General features: G+C 58.9%; 16 protein-coding genes. 8 read left to right on the forward strand and 8 right to left on the reverse strand.

Translation table 11 applies throughout. The features are described 5' to 3' along the window. Window positions 1-192: 192 nt before the first annotated feature. Window positions 193-1,629 carry an alpha-L-fucosidase gene (locus GSQ81_RS00840; RefSeq protein ID WP_158908862.1) on the forward strand — a complete coding sequence of 479 codons (1,437 nt, stop codon included), beginning with the start codon at window positions 193-195 and terminating at the stop codon, window positions 1,627-1,629. A gap of 112 nt (window positions 1,630-1,741) precedes the next feature. Here the strand turns inward: GSQ81_RS00840 and GSQ81_RS00845 are convergent, their stop codons facing one another. Both GSQ81_RS00845 and GSQ81_RS00850 read right to left on the reverse strand, forming a co-directional pair. Further along, entirely contained in the window at window positions 1,742-2,479 is a 738-nt protein-coding gene (locus GSQ81_RS00845; protein WP_158908863.1) for an SGNH/GDSL hydrolase family protein, read from the reverse strand. Window positions 2,480-2,519: 40 nt separating this feature from the next. Then, entirely contained in the window at window positions 2,520-3,530 is a 1,011-nt protein-coding gene (locus GSQ81_RS00850) for a pectinesterase family protein (RefSeq protein WP_158908864.1), read from the reverse strand. A 196-nt stretch (window positions 3,531-3,726) separates the two neighbouring features. Here GSQ81_RS00850 and GSQ81_RS00855 point away from each other — a divergent pair, with 196 nt between their 5' ends. The 3 genes from GSQ81_RS00855 to metG all read left to right on the forward strand — a co-directional run bounded on the left by GSQ81_RS00855 (window position 3,727) and on the right by metG (window position 8,534). After that, window positions 3,727-5,055 carry an MFS transporter gene (locus tag GSQ81_RS00855; RefSeq protein WP_158908865.1) on the forward strand — a complete coding sequence of 443 codons (1,329 nt, stop codon included), beginning with the start codon at window positions 3,727-3,729 and terminating at the stop codon, window positions 5,053-5,055. Between the two features lie 109 nt (window positions 5,056-5,164). Continuing rightward, window positions 5,165-5,917, forward strand: a complete 753-nt coding sequence (locus tag GSQ81_RS00860) for a FadR/GntR family transcriptional regulator (protein WP_158908866.1) — start codon at window positions 5,165-5,167, stop codon at window positions 5,915-5,917. 175 nt (window positions 5,918-6,092) lie between these two features. Further along, entirely contained in the window at window positions 6,093-8,534 is a 2,442-nt protein-coding gene (gene metG, locus GSQ81_RS00865) for a methionine--tRNA ligase subunit beta (protein ID WP_254059914.1), read from the forward strand. 168 nt (window positions 8,535-8,702) lie between these two features. Here metG and GSQ81_RS00870 read toward each other — a convergent pair whose 3' ends face one another. From GSQ81_RS00870 to GSQ81_RS00880, 3 genes are all read right to left on the reverse strand, one after another. Continuing rightward, a complete protein-coding gene (locus tag GSQ81_RS00870) occupies window positions 8,703-9,173 on the reverse strand; it encodes a cupin domain-containing protein (protein WP_158908867.1) in 471 nt (156 codons plus the stop codon). Between the two features lie 9 nt (window positions 9,174-9,182). After that, window positions 9,183-9,839 carry a PEP-CTERM sorting domain-containing protein gene (locus tag GSQ81_RS00875; protein ID WP_158908868.1) on the reverse strand — a complete coding sequence of 219 codons (657 nt, stop codon included), beginning with the start codon at window positions 9,837-9,839 and terminating at the stop codon, window positions 9,183-9,185. 145 nt (window positions 9,840-9,984) lie between these two features. After that, entirely contained in the window at window positions 9,985-10,389 is a 405-nt protein-coding gene (locus tag GSQ81_RS00880; protein WP_158908869.1) for a cupin domain-containing protein, read from the reverse strand. 213 nt (window positions 10,390-10,602) lie between these two features. On the opposite strand from GSQ81_RS00880, the gene GSQ81_RS00885 reads away from it, so the two are divergent. From GSQ81_RS00885 to GSQ81_RS00895, 3 genes are read left to right on the forward strand one after another with little or no spacing between them, the layout of a single operon-like run. Then, entirely contained in the window at window positions 10,603-11,439 is an 837-nt protein-coding gene (locus GSQ81_RS00885; protein ID WP_158908870.1) for a TatD family hydrolase, read from the forward strand. A 54-nt stretch (window positions 11,440-11,493) separates the two neighbouring features. Continuing rightward, window positions 11,494-11,994, forward strand: a complete 501-nt coding sequence (locus GSQ81_RS00890; RefSeq protein ID WP_158908871.1) for a YajQ family cyclic di-GMP-binding protein — start codon at window positions 11,494-11,496, stop codon at window positions 11,992-11,994. Window positions 11,995-12,037: 43 nt separating this feature from the next. Beyond that, a complete protein-coding gene (locus tag GSQ81_RS00895; RefSeq protein ID WP_158908872.1) occupies window positions 12,038-13,027 on the forward strand; it encodes a polyprenyl synthetase family protein in 990 nt (329 codons plus the stop codon). Between the two features lie 27 nt (window positions 13,028-13,054). Here GSQ81_RS00895 and GSQ81_RS00900 read toward each other — a convergent pair whose 3' ends face one another. From GSQ81_RS00900 to GSQ81_RS00910, 3 genes are read right to left on the reverse strand one after another with little or no spacing between them, the layout of a single operon-like run. After that, complete coding sequence (locus GSQ81_RS00900) at window positions 13,055-13,411, reverse strand: hypothetical protein (RefSeq protein WP_158908873.1); 357 nt, start codon at window positions 13,409-13,411, stop codon at window positions 13,055-13,057. Between the two features lie 53 nt (window positions 13,412-13,464). Then, window positions 13,465-14,037: a zeta toxin family protein gene (locus GSQ81_RS00905; RefSeq protein WP_158908874.1), complete on the reverse strand. Its 573-nt coding sequence runs from the start codon at window positions 14,035-14,037 to the stop codon at window positions 13,465-13,467. Next, window positions 14,034-14,192 (reverse strand): hypothetical protein, encoded by a 159-nt coding sequence (locus tag GSQ81_RS00910; RefSeq protein ID WP_158908875.1) that lies wholly within the window; start codon window positions 14,190-14,192, stop codon window positions 14,034-14,036. The genes GSQ81_RS00905 and GSQ81_RS00910 overlap by 4 nt, the downstream gene beginning before the upstream one ends. A 112-nt stretch (window positions 14,193-14,304) precedes the next feature. Here GSQ81_RS00910 and GSQ81_RS00915 point away from each other — a divergent pair, with 112 nt between their 5' ends. Further along, window positions 14,305-16,107, forward strand: coding sequence for a DUF885 family protein (locus tag GSQ81_RS00915; protein WP_158908876.1), 1,803 nt, complete (start codon window positions 14,305-14,307; stop codon window positions 16,105-16,107). Window positions 16,108-16,134 lie beyond the last annotated feature (27 nt).

Here is a 16,134-nt window from a genome sequence, read left to right on the forward strand (position 1 = left end):
CGGCCAACCTCCATCTGATGCGCTTTTAAATTGGAGTCATCGGTGCGGATCGGTGTTACGCTTTGCCTGGTTTGCCGGTCCGGAGTTCAGCCTCCGTGAAAACGAAAATTCTCGGCCTTTGACTTTTTCACTTACGCCACTACTTTTTCACATACAATTCTCCCGTCATCATTTCACTGCGAGGAACCTACTATGAACCTGAACCGCCGCACCTTTACTGCCGGGCTCTCCACCCTTCTGATCGCCCCCGCCGCACTTGCTCAGATCGAAGGCGAACACATCGCCACCAACCCCGCGCATCCGGTCAAAGCCGTTCAGGACACCGAGACCCGCGCCCAGCGCAACGAGCGCATGGCCTGGTGGCGTGCTGCCCGCTTCGGCATGTTCATTCACTGGGGCCTCTACTCCATCCCCGCAGGCACCTGGGACGGCAAGCAGATCCCCAGCGTCGGCGAGTGGATCATGAACACCGCCTCCATCCCTGTCGCCGACTACAAGGCCCTCGCGCCTAAGTTCAACCCCACCGGCTTCAACGCGCACGATATCGTCGCCCTCGCCAAATCTGCCGGACAGAAGTACATCGTCATCACGGCCAAGCACCACGACGGCTTCGCCATGTTCGACTCCAAGGCCAACGACTTCAACATCGTCGCCGCCACTCCCTTCAAACGCGATCCCCTTCGCGAGCTGGCCGAAGAGTGCAAGAAGCAGGGCGTCAAACTCGGCTTCTACTACTCGCAGGATCAGGACTGGACCGCACCCGGCGGAGCCGCCTACAAGACCGGCGATCATCAGCCCCCCACCTTCCACTGGGACCCCGCCCAGAACGGCGACTTCGCCACCTACCTCCACACCAAGGCCATCCCACAGATGAAGGAGCTGCTCACCAACTACGGTGACTTCCCCGTCGTCATCTGGTTCGACACCCCCACTAAGGACATGACTCCCGAACTCGCCGGAGAGATCGTCGATCTGCTCAACCAGCATCCCAACCTCATCTGGAACAACCGTCTCGGCGGCGGCTACAAGGGCGACACGGAGACCCCCGAGCAGTACATCCCCGCCACCGGCTATCCCGGCGAAGACTGGGAGTCCTGCATGACCATGAACGACACCTGGGGCTACAAGTCCTACGACACCAACTTCAAGTCCACCGAGACCCTGCTCCGCAACCTCATCGACATCGCCAGCAAGGGCGGCAACTACCTGCTCAATATCGGCCCCGACTCCCACGGCGTCGTCCCCCAACCCGAGGTCGAGCGCCTGCAGGAGGTCGGCAAATGGATCGCCGTCAATGGCGACGCCATCTACGGAACCCAACCCACTCTCTTCGGCTCCGAGGCCGGATCATTCAGCACCACCGAAAAGGACGACGAGGGCAAGCCCAAGTTCGTCGCCGCGTGGGACTGGCGCTCCACCACGACCCCGAACAAAATTTACATCTCCATCTTCAACTGGCCAGCAAACAATACCTTCCACCTCGACAAGCTACCCCGCAAGGTAAAGAGCGCCTACCTTCTGGCCGACAAGAAGCACCTCAAACTCACCCACACCGGCGACGGCCTCGACATCCATCTGCCCGAAAAGGCGCTGGACCCCATCGCCACCGTCGTCGTCCTCAACACCTAATTACCGTTACTTTTTTCCTAACCCCAGTTCATCGGCTGCCCCATCCTTCGCAGCCTCATCGCGAAGGATGGGAAGGGAAACTTTCCCACCACAAAATCCGGACCCCTCCAACTCACTTCCCGACAGCGTCTCCACCCCAAAAGGCGTCCACCGTCTTAAGCCACTCTTGCGCCATCAATCCATGCCCTGCATAGGTCGGATGAACCCCATCCCAACTCCAGTAGTCCGCCGGTGCCTTCGCACAGGCCGCATCGAGAGCCTCCTGATAGCGAACAATAGGCAGGTGATATTTCGCGGCTAAACGAAGAGCCACCGCCTGCCGCTTCTTCACTTCGACCATCTCCGCCGCATAATCATCCTTATGCTTCCCTACCGGCAATAAAAACGGTTCACCCAAAACGATCTTCGTCCCCGGCAACGCCGCAATGGTGTCGGCCAGCAGCTTATCGTAGACCGCCTCGTACTGCTCCACCGTCTCAGCCTTCGCTCCGGTCGCCAACGTATCGTTGATACCCACCAGAATGCTCAGCAGGTTCGGCTTCAGCGCAATCGTATCTGTCTGCCATCGCGCGGCCAGATCGATCACGCGCTCCCCGCTAATGCCGCGATTGACGAAGACGAGACTGCGCTCCGGATACTCCGAGCCAATCTCCGCAGCCAGAAGATAGGCGTAATCCTGCCCCATGATGTGGTTGTAGTCGCTTCCGGTGCGTTGCCTGCCGCCATCGGTGATGGAGTCGCCCTGAAAGATCAGCGTGTCTCCCTTGTGAAGAAAACCAAGCGGCTCCTGCGCCACAGCAAGCGAAGAAAAACAAAGAAGCACGGCGGCAAGCTTAAAAATAAGATTCACTATCAATCCTCTGAACGATCTATCTATCATCGCCCAACAGTTACTTTACCTTCGTCGGATCCCAAGCATCCGCTCCAGTCAGAAACACCTTCGCCTCATATTTCCTCGCCTCCGCCTTCGTCAGATGCTTCGACCACTTCTCCCGCTCCACAGGATTCGCCCCCGGCCCGCTCGAATTGAATTCCGCATAGGTCGTCATCGGCAGCCGTGGCACTGGAGCGCTCTTCCAATCCGACCACCCCTCCGGAGCGATATGCGCCCCCATCTTCGTGTTCATGTAAATCACGGTCGAATAGTCGCGCCAAGGCCTCCCCAGATAAATATTCTTCACCCTCGGATCAGCCGTCAGCGTGCAGTGGTCGAACACATAGCCCGAATCCTGCTCCGGCTTACTCCGGCTCTGTGCGGTCAGATACCCACCTGCCACATGGGGAATGCTGTGAATCTCGCAGTGGTCGAAGACCGCCTTGGCATCGCCAAAGATAAAGTCCACATGCCCCTCGATGTAGCAATTGGAGAAATACTGCCGCTTCACCGCACACGGCGAGCGCCCATCCATGCACTTCTCGCTCGCCGCATACAGCGTGTCCTGCGCTCCCAGCAGCCGCACATGGCGAAACACCGCGCGATCGCCGCGCACCGAGAGCGCCACTGCCTGCGACGGCACATCACTCGTCTTGCTGTAGTCGTTCGCAATCGTCATCATGCCCGCGAAGAAGTCGTCGCCGGTAACAAACAAAGTCGCCGAGCACGAAGTCCCGCAAGTAGACGCAGCGCTGTTCCCGTAAACCAGAACCACCTTCGCAGCGTCCTTCGTCACTCCGCGAAACTGGATCTTCGGCTTATCGACATGCACTACCTCACGATAGATTCCCGGCTCGATCCGAATCACCGCACCCGTCTCCGGAGCCGCATTCACCGCCGCCTGAATCGAGGTGAAGTCCGCGCCCGATGGTCCGACCGTAATCGTCTTCAGGCCTCGCGCCCATGCCGTCCCGCAGATTAAAGCCGCAATTACAACAAAAACACTGTTGCGCCGCCACTGCCCCATCCTAGCCTCCGCAAAACATCCATGCCAGACTTCACTGTTCTCTAAAACGATTACCGAAAATGAAACCTTCTTTGCCTTGACAGACGTAGCCCAACAGCAGCTATCCTCAACCTCGACACCTCTGAGCCAGATTTCTGCGAGCCGACTGGCTGCGACGAAAGTGGTCAGACCAACATTGTCGCCGGAGCATCCCTGAATGTCCATGAAATCTGCCAGCCTGTCCGACTCGGGCTTCACCACGTCCGCACCGCCTCAGTCCAACACACGCTGGTTTGTCTGCTTCCTGCTCTTCCTGGCAACGACCATCAATTACATGGACCGCTCGGCTCTCGCGCTCGTCGAGCCTCTGCTCCATCTTCCGTTCATGGGCTGGGTCCCCGGCCTCGCGCCTGAGTTTCAAACTATCTACCACCTCAACTACGCCCATATTGTTGAGTGCTTCATGGTCGCATATGGCGTCGGCTTCCTCTTCGCCGGTCGCATGATCGACAAGCTCGGCACCAAGACCGGCTACGCTCTAGCCATCCTCATCTGGGGCTGCGCTTCGATCAGTCACTCCATCGTGACCACCGTCGTCGGTTTTTGCATCGCCCGCATCCTCCTCGGACTCGGCGAATCGGGCAACTTCCCCGCGGCCATCAAAGCCACCACCGAGTGGTTCCCCTCAGAAGAGCGGGCGCTCGCCACCGGCCTCTTCAACTCCGGCTCCAATGCGGCGTTCTTTGTCGCGCCCATCCTGATCGCCGCCGTCACTTCCAAATGGGGATGGCATGCCGCCTTCATCACCACCGGCTCCATGGGCCTGATCTGGTGCGTCATCTGGATCATCTTTCCCTATAACAAGCTGCGCCGCGGCTCGACCCAGACACAGGCCGACCTCGCTCCGGTGACTGAAGGCCAGCCCATCTATTCCGTCCTGCTCCGCCACCGCGGCTTCTGGGCCTTCTTCATCGGCAAGGGACTCACCGACCCCATCTGGTGGTTCTATCTCTTCTATCTCCCTATGTTTCTCCACGACAACTACGGGCTCGACCTGAACCAGGCCAAATATCCGTTGATCGTCATCTATACCGCCGCCACCGTCGGCTCGGTTGGCGGAGGCTGGCTCTCCGGCTTCCTCATGAAGCGTGGACACACCGTCAACTTTGGACGCAAATTCGCTATGCTCGTCTGCGCCATCTGCGTTCTGCCCATCATGCTGGTTCCGCACATGCACGTCCTGTTTCCGCATAACCCGTGGCCTGCCATCGCCCTCTTCTGCCTCGCTACCGCCGCCCATCAGGGCTGGTCGGCCAACATCTTTTCAACTCCAACCGATATGTTCCCCTCGACCAGCGTCAGCACCGTAGTCGGTCTCGGTGGAGCAGCCGGAGCTGCAGGCGGAGCAGTCTTTACCTGGATCGTCTCGCATCTCTTCTCCCTGCACCCACTGGTCATCTTCACGCTGGCAGGTTTTGCCTACGTCATCGCGCTGGCCATCTTCCAGGTACTCATTCCACGCCTCGGAGCGACACGCACTGCCTAATCTCCCCACCCGGCCTCGCAGCCGGGTGGACCGTTCCAACTTCGGGTCGCCTCTGGGATTACCCCCGTGTTACTCTTCTCCCATTTAGCAGCGAGGAGTTTTTTCCGGCGTGAAAAAAGAGGTCCACGAAGAAGTCACCGGCCACAGCCAACTGACCATGCAGGTCGTCGAGCATGTCCGCTCCCTCATCGCCAAAGGCGAGGTACACCCCGGAGACCGTCTTCCGCCCGAACGCGACCTCGCTCGCCAGCTCAAGATCAGCCGCTCCAGCCTCCGCGCCGGGATCGGCTTTCTCTCTGCCATGGGCGTGCTCAAAAGCCGCCACGGTGCCGGAACCTTCGTCTCCTCCGGCCCCCCCGCGCTCGACTCCAGCTCGCTCTCCGTTCTCGGAGCACTCCACGGCTTCCTCCCGTGGCAGATGTTCGAGGCCCGCATCGTCCTCGAATCGAACGTAGCCGCCCTCGCCGCCGAGCGCGCCACCGACGAGCACATCGCCGAGCTGGCCGAAGAGGTTGCCGAGATGTACGCCGCGCTCACCGATCCTCAGGAGTACCTCATCCACGACGTGCGCTTCCACCGCACCATCGCCCGCGCCGCCGGCAACCCCATTCTCGGCGCACTCATGGAGACCATCACCGCCAATCTCTACGAGGGTCGCAGCAAGACCGTCCAGCACGCGCAGGACCTCAAGGAGTCGGCCGAGATGCACCGCGAGATCTACCGCGCCATCCGCTCCCACAACCCGGCCAAGGCGCGTCAGACCATGGAGCAGCACCTCAACCTCGCCAGCAAAGCGCAGGCCTCCGAGCTTATCCACCCGGCTCCGGATGCCGCCGAAGAAGCGCACGAAGCAGCCAACTAATAGAAGCACGCGGCATCCTCACCCAAAACGCACGGGTGCCCCGTCCTTCGCGCCCTTTGCGAAGGGTGGGATGACAAATTTTCCCTCAGTTTAAAGCTGGTGCCCCAGGTCTGGATTCTCAGACCTGGGAGGGATCGCCACCGAAATTCACTCCCCTTACCCTGCTAGACTGACCATGGCCCCCATCATGTCTGAAGCTCAGAAAAAGTTCTACCTCACCACGCCCATTTACTACGTCAACGCGCGCCCGCACATCGGCCACGCCTACACCACCATCGCTGCCGACGTCATCGCCCGCCGCCATCGCCTGCTCGGCGACGACACCTTCTTCCTCACCGGCACCGACGAGCACGGCCAGAAGATCGAGCGCTCCGCCACCGCCGCCGGCATCCCCCCGCAGCAGTTCGCCGACCAGGTCTCCGCCCAGTTCGAGTCGCTCTGGAAGCGCATGGGCATCACCAACGACGATTACATCCGCACCACCGAACCCCGCCACAAACGCGGCGTCCAGAAGCTCTTCCAACTCCTCCGCGACCGCGACAAGATCTACCTCAGCACCTACACCGGCCAGTACAGCGTCGGCGAAGAGATGTTCATCGACGGCCCTCCCGGCACCATCGGCCCCGACGGCAAGCCCACCGAGACCGTCACTGAAGAGAACTACTTCTTCCGCCTCTCCGAATACCAGCGCCCCCTCATCGACCTGATCGAAAGCGGCGAGCTCAACATCCAGCCCGAGGTCCGCAAGAACGAAGTCCTCAGCTTCCTCCGCGGCAACGTCAATCAAGCTACAGAACAATCCACAAAACCGGGTGCCCCAGGTCTGGACTCTCAGACCTGGGATGGACCACTCCAAAACTCCCCCACACCCACCATCGCCCACTCCGCCAAAGGCACCCCCTACGTCCCCGGGGCACTCAAAGACCTAAGCATCTCCCGCAGCAGCTTCAAGTGGGGCATCCCCGTCCCCGGCGACGAGAAGCACGTCATCTACGTCTGGCTCGATGCCCTCGCCAACTACATGACCGCCATCGGCTACGGCTCCGACGACCACGCCGATCAGGAAAACTTCAAAAAATACTGGCCCGCCGATCTCCATCTCGTAGGCAAAGAGATCATCCGCTTCCACTGCGTCTACTGGCCTGCCTTCCTGCTGGCCGCTGGCCTGCCGCTGCCCAAAGCCATCACCGCCCACGGCTGGCTCCTCTTTGAAGAATCGAAGATGTCGAAGTCCCGCGGCAACATCGTCCGCACCGAAACCATCCTCGACGCCTTCGGCACCCTAAAACCGGACGTCCCCAAAGCCGAACAAGACCTCTTCGCCGCCGACGTCATCCGCTACTTCCTCCTCCGCGAAATTCCCTTCGGCCAGGACGGCAGCTTCAGCTTCGACGCCTTAGTCCAGCGCTACAACAGCGACCTCGCCAACGGCTACGGCAACCTCGTCAGCCGCACGTTAGCAATGATCGGTAAATACTTTGATGGCATCGTCCCTGATCCAACCGAAGTCACAATCGACATCACCTCCTCTGCCCTCGGGGGGGCAGTAGGCACGCAAAGGACATACATCGTCCCTAACGAACCCTCGGCAGCAGGCTCTGAGTTTGCAACTGATCTGCAAAATGCATGGCAAGCCATCGCCAGCGCCGACAACTACATTACATCGAACGCACCTTGGAAGCTCGCCGCCATTCCGGAACAGAAGCAACAACTCGCTGCCGTCCTCTACACCGCAGCCGAATCCATCCGCTTCATCACCGCGCTCCTCTACCCCATCCTCCCTTACGCCACATCCAAAGTCTGGACCCAACTAGGCCTCGGCTCCATCGAAGAAGCCGCACGCAACGGCGAACTAAAAAATCTCCAATGGGGAGGCCTCAAACCCGGCACAAAACTAGGCCCACTCTCCCCCATCTTCCCCCGAGCACCCAAGGAACTCATCGAGACAATGACCGATATGGAACTAAGCAACGCCGCACCCAAGCCAGCCGAACCCGCCGGCCTCCCTCACGTCAATCTCGAGGTCGACAACCCTGCTCACACCCACACCGAGTTCCGCGAGTCGCCCATCTCCTCTGAGTCCGCAACTCCATCGATGAATCCAATCGCCGAATCGACCCACCCCGCCGCAGCCCCCCGCACCTCGGCGCTCGAGGAGCACAATCCCGGAGCCAAAGTCGGCGGCAGCCACGCTGTCACCACCGAGCGCGTCACGACCTCCCACACCGAAGCCGCCGCCTCCGGTGTCTTCGCCAACGCGGCTGCCGCCTCCAGCATCCCCGACACCCCCCAGATCGCCATCGACGACTTCGTCAAGATCGATCTCCGCGTCGCCAAAATCATCGTCGCCGAGCGCATCCCCAAGGCCGACAAGCTGCTCCGCCTCGAAGTAGACCTCGGCTACGAAAAGCGCCAGATACTCTCCGGCATCGCGCAGTGGTACACGCCCGAGGAGCTGATCGGCCGCAACATCGTCGTCATCGCCAACCTCGCCCCCCGCAAGATGCGCGGCCTTGAATCCCACGGTATGCTGCTCGCCGCCTCGCACGGCGAAGACGGCAAGCCCGTTCTCGCCACCTTCGGCGAAGACATCGCCTTAGGCTCTCGACTCAAATAACGCCATCGCAGTTTTTCCAATCCTCACCCAAACGCACGTCATCTCGACTGAAGTCACGGACAGCTTCATCGTCCGTGACGCAGCGGAGAGACCCCTGTATTTTGCCTTTTTCTAAATCGATGCCATCGGTGCAAAACCGGGGCTAAGCCTTCTGCGCCTCAGCACAACTCAAACCCGCTGCATCGGGGACTCCTGCCCAATCGCAATCACGAAATACTGTGCCGCAACATTACCGACATTCTTCAGCCCGTGCGTCTTGTCCGAGGCGGCAAAGATCACCCCACCGGGTCCGACCGTCTCTTTGTTGCCATCGTTGTCGAACTCCACCGTGCCCACCCGAATCAGCATGAACTCCGAGTGCCTGTGTTTGTGCGGCGGATGCGGCATCTGTCCCGGCGGCAGGGTCGTCTCATGCATCTCGACGTACTCGCCGGTCGGCAGCACGCCCTGCGTCACATGCCTGCTCTCGCCACCGTTCTTCGAGTGGCTCACCGGGAGCTGATCGTACGGAAATGCCTCGGACTCGGACAACACCTTCGTTCCCGGCGGCGGCAATACCTGAGCGTCGGACGACACACTCCCCATCGCTGCAAAGGCGGACAGGGCAACACAAAGATCACGGCGGCTCAAATTTTTCATGCCGCCATCTTACGCGCTGGTTTCATCCTTCGCCAAGGTATCCGGCGCTTTATCAGAGCCGCCAAAACGGGCCGACGGCTTCATCAGGCGCGATATCCCAGCCAGCCCGATAATGCCCGTGCCCAGCAGAAACAGCGACGAGGGCTCCGGCGTCAGCGCGGTCGGTGTGGCGTCGGCCTGTGTCAGATATCCACTGCTGAAGTTTGTGTTCGCAAGCCCCGGATTGCTTCCAATCGCGCTGTTATAGAACCCATAGAGCTGAAGCGACGAGGGATCGACCGTTCCGTTCGCAGTCCCGCACTGTGCACTGCCCAGGCAGAGGCCGAGGTTGCCATTGGCATTGGCCGTCGTATTGAAGTAAAGCGCGATTTGGCCGCTGTTGTTGGTAGAAGTGATGTAGTTCTGCCCCAGCCCGTTGTAGGTGTTCGTTACCGATACCTGATTAAAGGTCGGCAGGCCCGGATTGCTGAAACTCGGGTCATTGAACGTCAGATTGGCCAGCGTGACATTGCCAGTGCTGTTCAAGGTGACCGTCCCGGTAACGGCAAAGCCGCTGACAAAGGCGTCGTCGAGGTTATAGACGCCGGGAATGATTGTGCTGGCGTGGGCGGAGATGCCAAAGCTAAGAAGTGCGATCGATAAGAGGGCAAGAAGGCTGCGGCGCATCGTGGGTTCGCTCCTGGGGAGGAGATAAGAGAGCATGTTGACTCACTAGAAACTACCAGCAGAAAGCAGAATTGCCGCCGAAACTTTCTACAACTTTGGTGCATGGAGCCTTGCGCCCAAAACCTCCCTCCTGCCTCACTTCCCGTTACTTTGCCGTATCGCCGCCAATCGCGACGACGACGTACTTCGCCGGGACATCTCCCACGTTTTTCACCTGATGAAGGGTCCCAAAAGCCACATAAATCACGCCACCCGGCCCCACTTTTTCGGCGTTGCCGTCATGGTCGAACTCCAGCGTTCCCTCCCTCACCACGATGAACTCGGAGTGCTCGATCCTGTGCGCCGGGTTCGGTACGCTGCCCACCGGAAGCATCGACTCGTGCAGCGCAACGCTCTCTCCCGTCGCCAGCGAACCCTGCACGATACTCCGGCTCTCCCCACCATTGGCCATCTTTCTGACCGGCATCTCGTCAAAAGGAAACACCTTCGCCTGCGCCAGCTCCGCACTCGCCTTTGGAGACACCGCAGTCGTACTCTGTGCCAAGGCCATCCCTCCACCTAAAACGAGAGCACCCAAAAGAACAGTCCACAACCTCTGCCTGCCGATATTTTTCATGCCGCCATGCTACGACACCAATCCGCAATCGATCTCATCCTGAGCCCGCCATCTTTCTCTATAAGATTGCAAATACTATACTTAGCTAAAGATCGATCGCCGTATGGCATCTCTCTCCAGACCATTGCATTACTCTGAGAACTGCCCATGACTCTGATCGATTCCCACGCCCATCTCGACTTCTACACCGACGACAGAGAAGAGGTCCTTCGCCGGGCCTACGCCGCAGGCGTCCACAGCATCCTCGCCATCGGCATCGGCGAAGGCCCCGACACCATGCAGCAGGCGCTCGAAATCGCCCACGCCAGCACCGGTGAGCCTCGCATCTACGCCAGCGTCGGCATCCATCCCCAGGAAGCCGCCAAAGCAGACAGCGAAGCCCTCACCAAATTAGCCCGATTGGCGGCTGATCCAAAGTGCGTCGCCCTCGGCGAGATCGGCCTCGACTACTACCACGTCGAAAACCCCGAGCCGCCTATCCAAAAACAAGCCTTCATCGCCCAGATGGAGATAGCTGCCGCCGCAAAGAAGCCCATACTCATTCACTGCCGCACCAGCGAGCTCGCCACTCCGCAAGCCAAAGAGAAGTACGGCGAAGCCGATGCCTGGGAGGACCTTCTCGCTCTCATCGCCTCCCATTGGACTCATCACGGACTCGGCGGCATCATGCACTGCTTCTCCGGCACCGTCGAGCAGGCCCAGCGCTCGCTCGATGCAGGCTTCTATCTCTCCTTCGCAGGCAACCTCACCTATCCCAAGGCTCAATCCATCCGCGATGCCGCAGTCGCCGCTCCCTCCGACCGCATTCTGGTCGAGACCGACGCTCCCTTCCTCGCTCCCATTCCTCATCGAGGCCAGCGCAACGAGCCCGCACTCGTCGTCCATACCGCCGAAACCCTCGCCGCCCTTCGCGGCATCTCATCACAAGAGCTTGCAGCAATTACGACCGAAAACTTCAAGCGTCTTTTCCCCACGACGGCCTGACATAATAAAAAGCGGCAGAATAGAAAATAAGAAACCAGAAGCAAGAGGAAAAATATGGCATCCGACAATAGCTTCGACGTAGTCAGCAAAGTAGAACTTCAGGAAGTCAAAAACGCGATCGACCAGGCCAGCAAAGAGGTCCATGCCCGCTTCGACCTCAAGGACTCCAAGTCCAAAATCGAGCTCGAAGGCACCGACGCCATTCAACTGGCTTCGGAAAGCGAGTACACCCTCAAGGCAGTCATCGAGATCCTCTCGCAGAAGCTGGTCAAGCGCGGTGTCTCGCTCAAGAACCTTGAGTACGAGAAGATCGAGCCGGCCTCGAACTCCAGCGTCCGCCAGAAGATCAAGCTGATTCAGGGCATTCCCTCTGAGAAGGCGAAGCAGGTTGTGGCCCTCATCAAGGACTCGAAGAAGAAGGCACAGGCCAGCATCCAGGGCGATACCGTTCGCGTGGTCAGCAAAGACCGCGATGTGCTTCAGGAAGTCATGGCGCTGCTGCGCGGCAAAGATCTGGGCGTGGACCTCCAGTTCACCAATTTCCGCTCCAACTAGCACGAAATTCTGATACTCCCAACCCTGATACTCTTAGATACGAGTGAGCACGCTCTCCATCGCGACTGCAGCCGAGGTCTTCGACCTCCTCCGTGACGACCTCGCTGCCATCGAGCGCGAGTTCGCCAGGCAATCCTCGTCCGATGTCGCCGTCATCACCGACATCGCCCAGTACCTCATCGCAGGCGGCGGCAAACGCATCCGTCCGCTGCTGTTGCTGCTCTCGGCCAAGGCGCTTGGATGCGACAGCCACAGCCGCATTCGGCTGGGCGCGGTCGTGGAGATGCTGCACACCGCAACCCTCGTCCACGACGACATCATCGACGAGGCTGACACCCGCCGTGGCCGCCCCTCCTCGAACACCACTTGGGGCAACTCCAAGTGCGTCCTCGCGGGCGACTGGCTCTACATGCAGTCCTTCGCGACCGCGCTTGAAGAGCGCAACTTCCATGTTCTCGACCTTCTTATCTCGCTCACCAAGCAGATGGTCGAAGGCGAGCTGCTCCAGATCGAAAAGCTGGGCCATCTCATCAACGAGGAAGAGTACTTCGACCTGATCTTCCGCAAGACCGCCTTCCTGTTCAAGGTCTCCATGCAACTTGGGGCCGCGGTCACTCAGGCAAGCAATGAGATCGAGTCCCAGCTAGGCGAATACGGGCGCAACCTTGGCCTCGCCTTCCAGATTGTCGACGACGTTCTCGATCTCACCGCTGCCGAAGACGTCCTCGGCAAGCCCGTAGCCTCCGACCTGCGCGAAGGCAAAGCTACTCTAGCCGTCATCCACGCGCTCGAGCGCGGAACAGGAGCCGATCGCGAAGCCATCCGCACCGTGCTGGCCGACCGCAGCTTCGAGAACGTCTCGCATCCGCAGATTCTTGAGATCCTTCAGCGTCACGGCTCCATCGAGTACGCTATGGATACCGCCTGCGCCTACGCCGAGGCCGCACGGCTCAGCATCGCCGACCTGCCCGACTCCGAAGCCAAGCGCGCCCTGCTCTGGGTTCCCGGCTTCGTCACCACCCGCGACCGCTAGTGTTGAGCTAGAACAGGCAGTAGCAGATTAGAAATCAAATCCGCTATCCAGGCCATGTAAGAGTCCAAAGAGGTAAGACGTACTGAAATTTTTCACCGCTAATTCTGCGCGGCTAATCTGGCCTTCCTTATATAGATCCCAATTTTCAATAACATTTTCCGCGGCCACTCTGGGTACATGTTGCATCTTGCCGTTTTGCTTCCGAAATGTGATTCCCATTTCATCAATGCAATCGACGGTGAAATCCACGTGGCGCGCTTTGCCGGAAGTGCTCCAAGTGTAGAAGACCTTCCCTTCAATCTGACTGCCTTTGATCTCGCTCCACGACCATGACATCGATGTTCCCTCTGCCCTCAAAGTTCTCACGTCGTCATAGGTGGACACAAGGACTTATGTCCGCTTTTCTCAAGACAGGAGATTCAGGCAAGTCGAACTCATTACATCTGAAAAGATGTCGCCCACTTTGGCACCGGTTCATTCCAATGCATATAGCCCTTATGGCCAAATGCCACAAGTACATAACCGGTTTCTGTAGAATTATCCAGAATGACTGCAAGATCGGCATCAGGCAGAAGCCGCTTCATGTTCGCTAATGTCCGTGGATAGCGCCGTCGCTGGTCTTCCTCGGACACATCATGTCCGCCCTTCTTTACTCGCGCTTTCACCCGCTCGATATTGATCTCTACATCGACCGTTCCGATAAAGACGACCATGATGTTGAAGTTGGCTTTTTTCGCTCGCGTCGCCATCCGCAAGTACGTGCTTCCGGAAAGAGTGGTCTCGACAGTAAAGCTCTGTTGCGCAGCGATAAACTCCTCCGCGAGACGAAGCAAACGCTTCCCAGCTTCAATATCGGAGTGATTGGAGATGAGGGTCTCTTGAATTGACTTGGCAATTGCATCAGGATCAAGAATGGGGCTCTGTTGAAATTTATCGCGCGCGGAGGATGTAAGGGTGCTCTTGCCGCACCCATTGGAACCGGCAATGATCGTAAGAACCGGACGACTCAAGCAGCTTCGCTCTTCGTTTTATCCTGCTTTTTCTCTTCTTCTAAAATCCACTCCAGCTTCTTACGTTCCCATCTAACGCCTTCGCGTCCAGCCTCCACCAGGCTCTCAGCGAACTTCTGGATATCGAACTTCTCGGCATCGATATGAGTGTCCATAACTGCATATTACTCCTCGTTCTCGCCCTCTTCAATACTTTCGTTTCCCTCCACATCCGCCCCATCAATTGCCCTTACTCACGTAAACTGCAAAAGGGATTGAGGGATGTCCATGAAGAAGATTTCGCTGGCCGGTGGTTTGGCCCTGATGTGCTGCATCAACGCAGTTCCGTCGCGTGCGCAGATTGTTTCGCTGCCAACGGCCATGGCTGCCAACGCATCCGTCGCAGACCGCAGCAAGGCGCTGAACGCGCTGTTCGACGAGATATGGCAGGACAAGCTGAAGCACTCGCCCGAGTACGCCTCCTACCTCGGCGACAAGCGATACAACGACCAGCTCACGGACTACTCGGTGCAAGCCGTGAATGCTTCCCTCGCGCGCGGACGCGGGTATATCGAAAAGCTGGGAATGATCGACACGACCAGCCTGCCCGATCAGGAGAAGTTATCGGCTGACCTGATGATGCGCTCGCTGATCGACGATCAGGAGGCAGCCAAGTTCAAAGAGTGGGAGATGCCGGTCAACCAGTTCAGCGGCTTCCACACCGATCTCGCGCAGATGCCGAACGATCTTCCCTTCGATACGGTGAAGGACTACGACGATTACATCGCGCGTCTACAGAAGGTGCCAACGGCGTTCTCGCAGATCACGACGAACATGCAGATGGGCATCGACGATGGACGGATGCCGCCTGAATATCTGCTCGAAAAGGTGCTGGTCCAGGTACAGACACTGGCAGACCAGAAGCCAGAGGACAGCCCCTTTGCCCTGCCGCTCAAGAAGTTTCCCAAGACCGTCAGCGCGGCGGATCAAAAGCGCATCACCAGCGAGTTGCTGAATGCCATCGCCACCGATGTGCTGCCCTCATACCAGCGCTTCGCAAAGTTCATGAAGGTGGATTACGTTCCCAAGGGACGCAAGGACCCTGGCGCATGGGCGCTCCCTGATGGCGATGCCTACTATGCGTTTCGCATCCGCCAGAGCACAACGCTGAACAAGACCGCAACGGAGATTCATCAAATCGGGCTCGACGAGGTAAAGCGGGACGAAGCCGAGATGCTGGCGATTGTGCACAAGCTGGGCTTCGCCGATCTGAAGAGCTTCAACGAGGCACTGAAGACGAATCCGAAAGAGCATCCGACCTCCAAAGAGCAATTGCTGGAAGCCTATCGCGGATACATCGCGCAGATGCAGCCGAAGCTGCCTGAGCTCTTCGGCACGCTGCCCAAGGCGAAGCTGGAGGTCGTGGAGATGCCCTCGTACATCGCCAAGGATCAGGCAGAGGCCTTCTACGATCAGGGCAGCGCCGATGGAAAGCGTCCCGGCAAGGTCGATGTGAACACCTACAACTTCGCCGAGCGGTCGCTGGCCGGAGTCGAGGCCGTCGCCTATCACGAAGGCATCCCCGGCCATCACCTGCAGATCTCCATCGGGCAGGAGCTGACCGGCCTGCCTGAGTTCCGCAAGCAGGCTTACTACACCGCCTACACCGAAGGCTGGGCGCTTTACAGCGAGCGGCTGGGCAAAGAGATCGGCTTCTATCAGGACCCGTACAGCGACTATGGCCGTCTCGAAGCCGACATCTGGCGTGCGATACGCCTTGTCGTCGATACCGGTGTCCATTCGCAGCACTGGACGCGGCAGCAGATGATCGACTACTTCCACGAGCACACGGCCATGGACGACACCAACATTCAGGCCGAAGTCGACCGCTACATTGCGTGGCCCGGACAGGCGCTCGGATATAAGATGGGCCAGTTGAAGATTCTGGAGCTGCGCGACCGCGCGAAGACTGCTCTCGGGCCGAAGTTCGACATCAAGGCCTTCCATGACGAGGTGCTCGATTCGGGCGCGCTGCCGATGGATGTACTCGACCAACGCGTCAATGACTGGATCGCCGCGCAGAAAAAGTAACGTCTTAAAAAGCACTCTGGTAGCCTT

This window comes from Granulicella sp. L56 (genome assembly GCF_009765835.1).
Taxonomy (GTDB): domain Bacteria; phylum Acidobacteriota; class Terriglobia; order Terriglobales; family Acidobacteriaceae; genus Edaphobacter.

Excerpts from the sequence above, each read along its gene's own strand:
- GSQ81_RS00840 (WP_158908862.1), top strand. The coding sequence starts at position 193 with ATGAACCTGAACCGCCGCACCTTTACTGCCGGGCTCTCCACCCTTCTG.
- GSQ81_RS00850 (WP_158908864.1), bottom strand. The coding sequence starts at position 3,530 with ATGGGGCAGTGGCGGCGCAACAGTGTTTTTGTTGTAATTGCGGCTTTA.
- GSQ81_RS00855 (WP_158908865.1), top strand. The coding sequence starts at position 3,727 with ATGTCCATGAAATCTGCCAGCCTGTCCGACTCGGGCTTCACCACGTCC.
- metG (WP_254059914.1), top strand. The coding sequence starts at position 6,093 with ATGGCCCCCATCATGTCTGAAGCTCAGAAAAAGTTCTACCTCACCACG.
- GSQ81_RS00870 (WP_158908867.1), bottom strand. The coding sequence starts at position 9,173 with ATGAAAAATTTGAGCCGCCGTGATCTTTGTGTTGCCCTGTCCGCCTTT.
- GSQ81_RS00875 (WP_158908868.1), bottom strand. The coding sequence starts at position 9,839 with ATGCGCCGCAGCCTTCTTGCCCTCTTATCGATCGCACTTCTTAGCTTT.
- GSQ81_RS00880 (WP_158908869.1), bottom strand. The coding sequence starts at position 10,389 with ATGGCCTTGGCACAGAGTACGACTGCGGTGTCTCCAAAGGCGAGTGCG.
- GSQ81_RS00885 (WP_158908870.1), top strand. The coding sequence starts at position 10,603 with ATGACTCTGATCGATTCCCACGCCCATCTCGACTTCTACACCGACGAC.
- GSQ81_RS00890 (WP_158908871.1), top strand. The coding sequence starts at position 11,494 with ATGGCATCCGACAATAGCTTCGACGTAGTCAGCAAAGTAGAACTTCAG.
- GSQ81_RS00910 (WP_158908875.1), bottom strand. The coding sequence starts at position 14,192 with ATGGACACTCATATCGATGCCGAGAAGTTCGATATCCAGAAGTTCGCT.
- GSQ81_RS00915 (WP_158908876.1), top strand. The coding sequence starts at position 14,305 with ATGAAGAAGATTTCGCTGGCCGGTGGTTTGGCCCTGATGTGCTGCATC.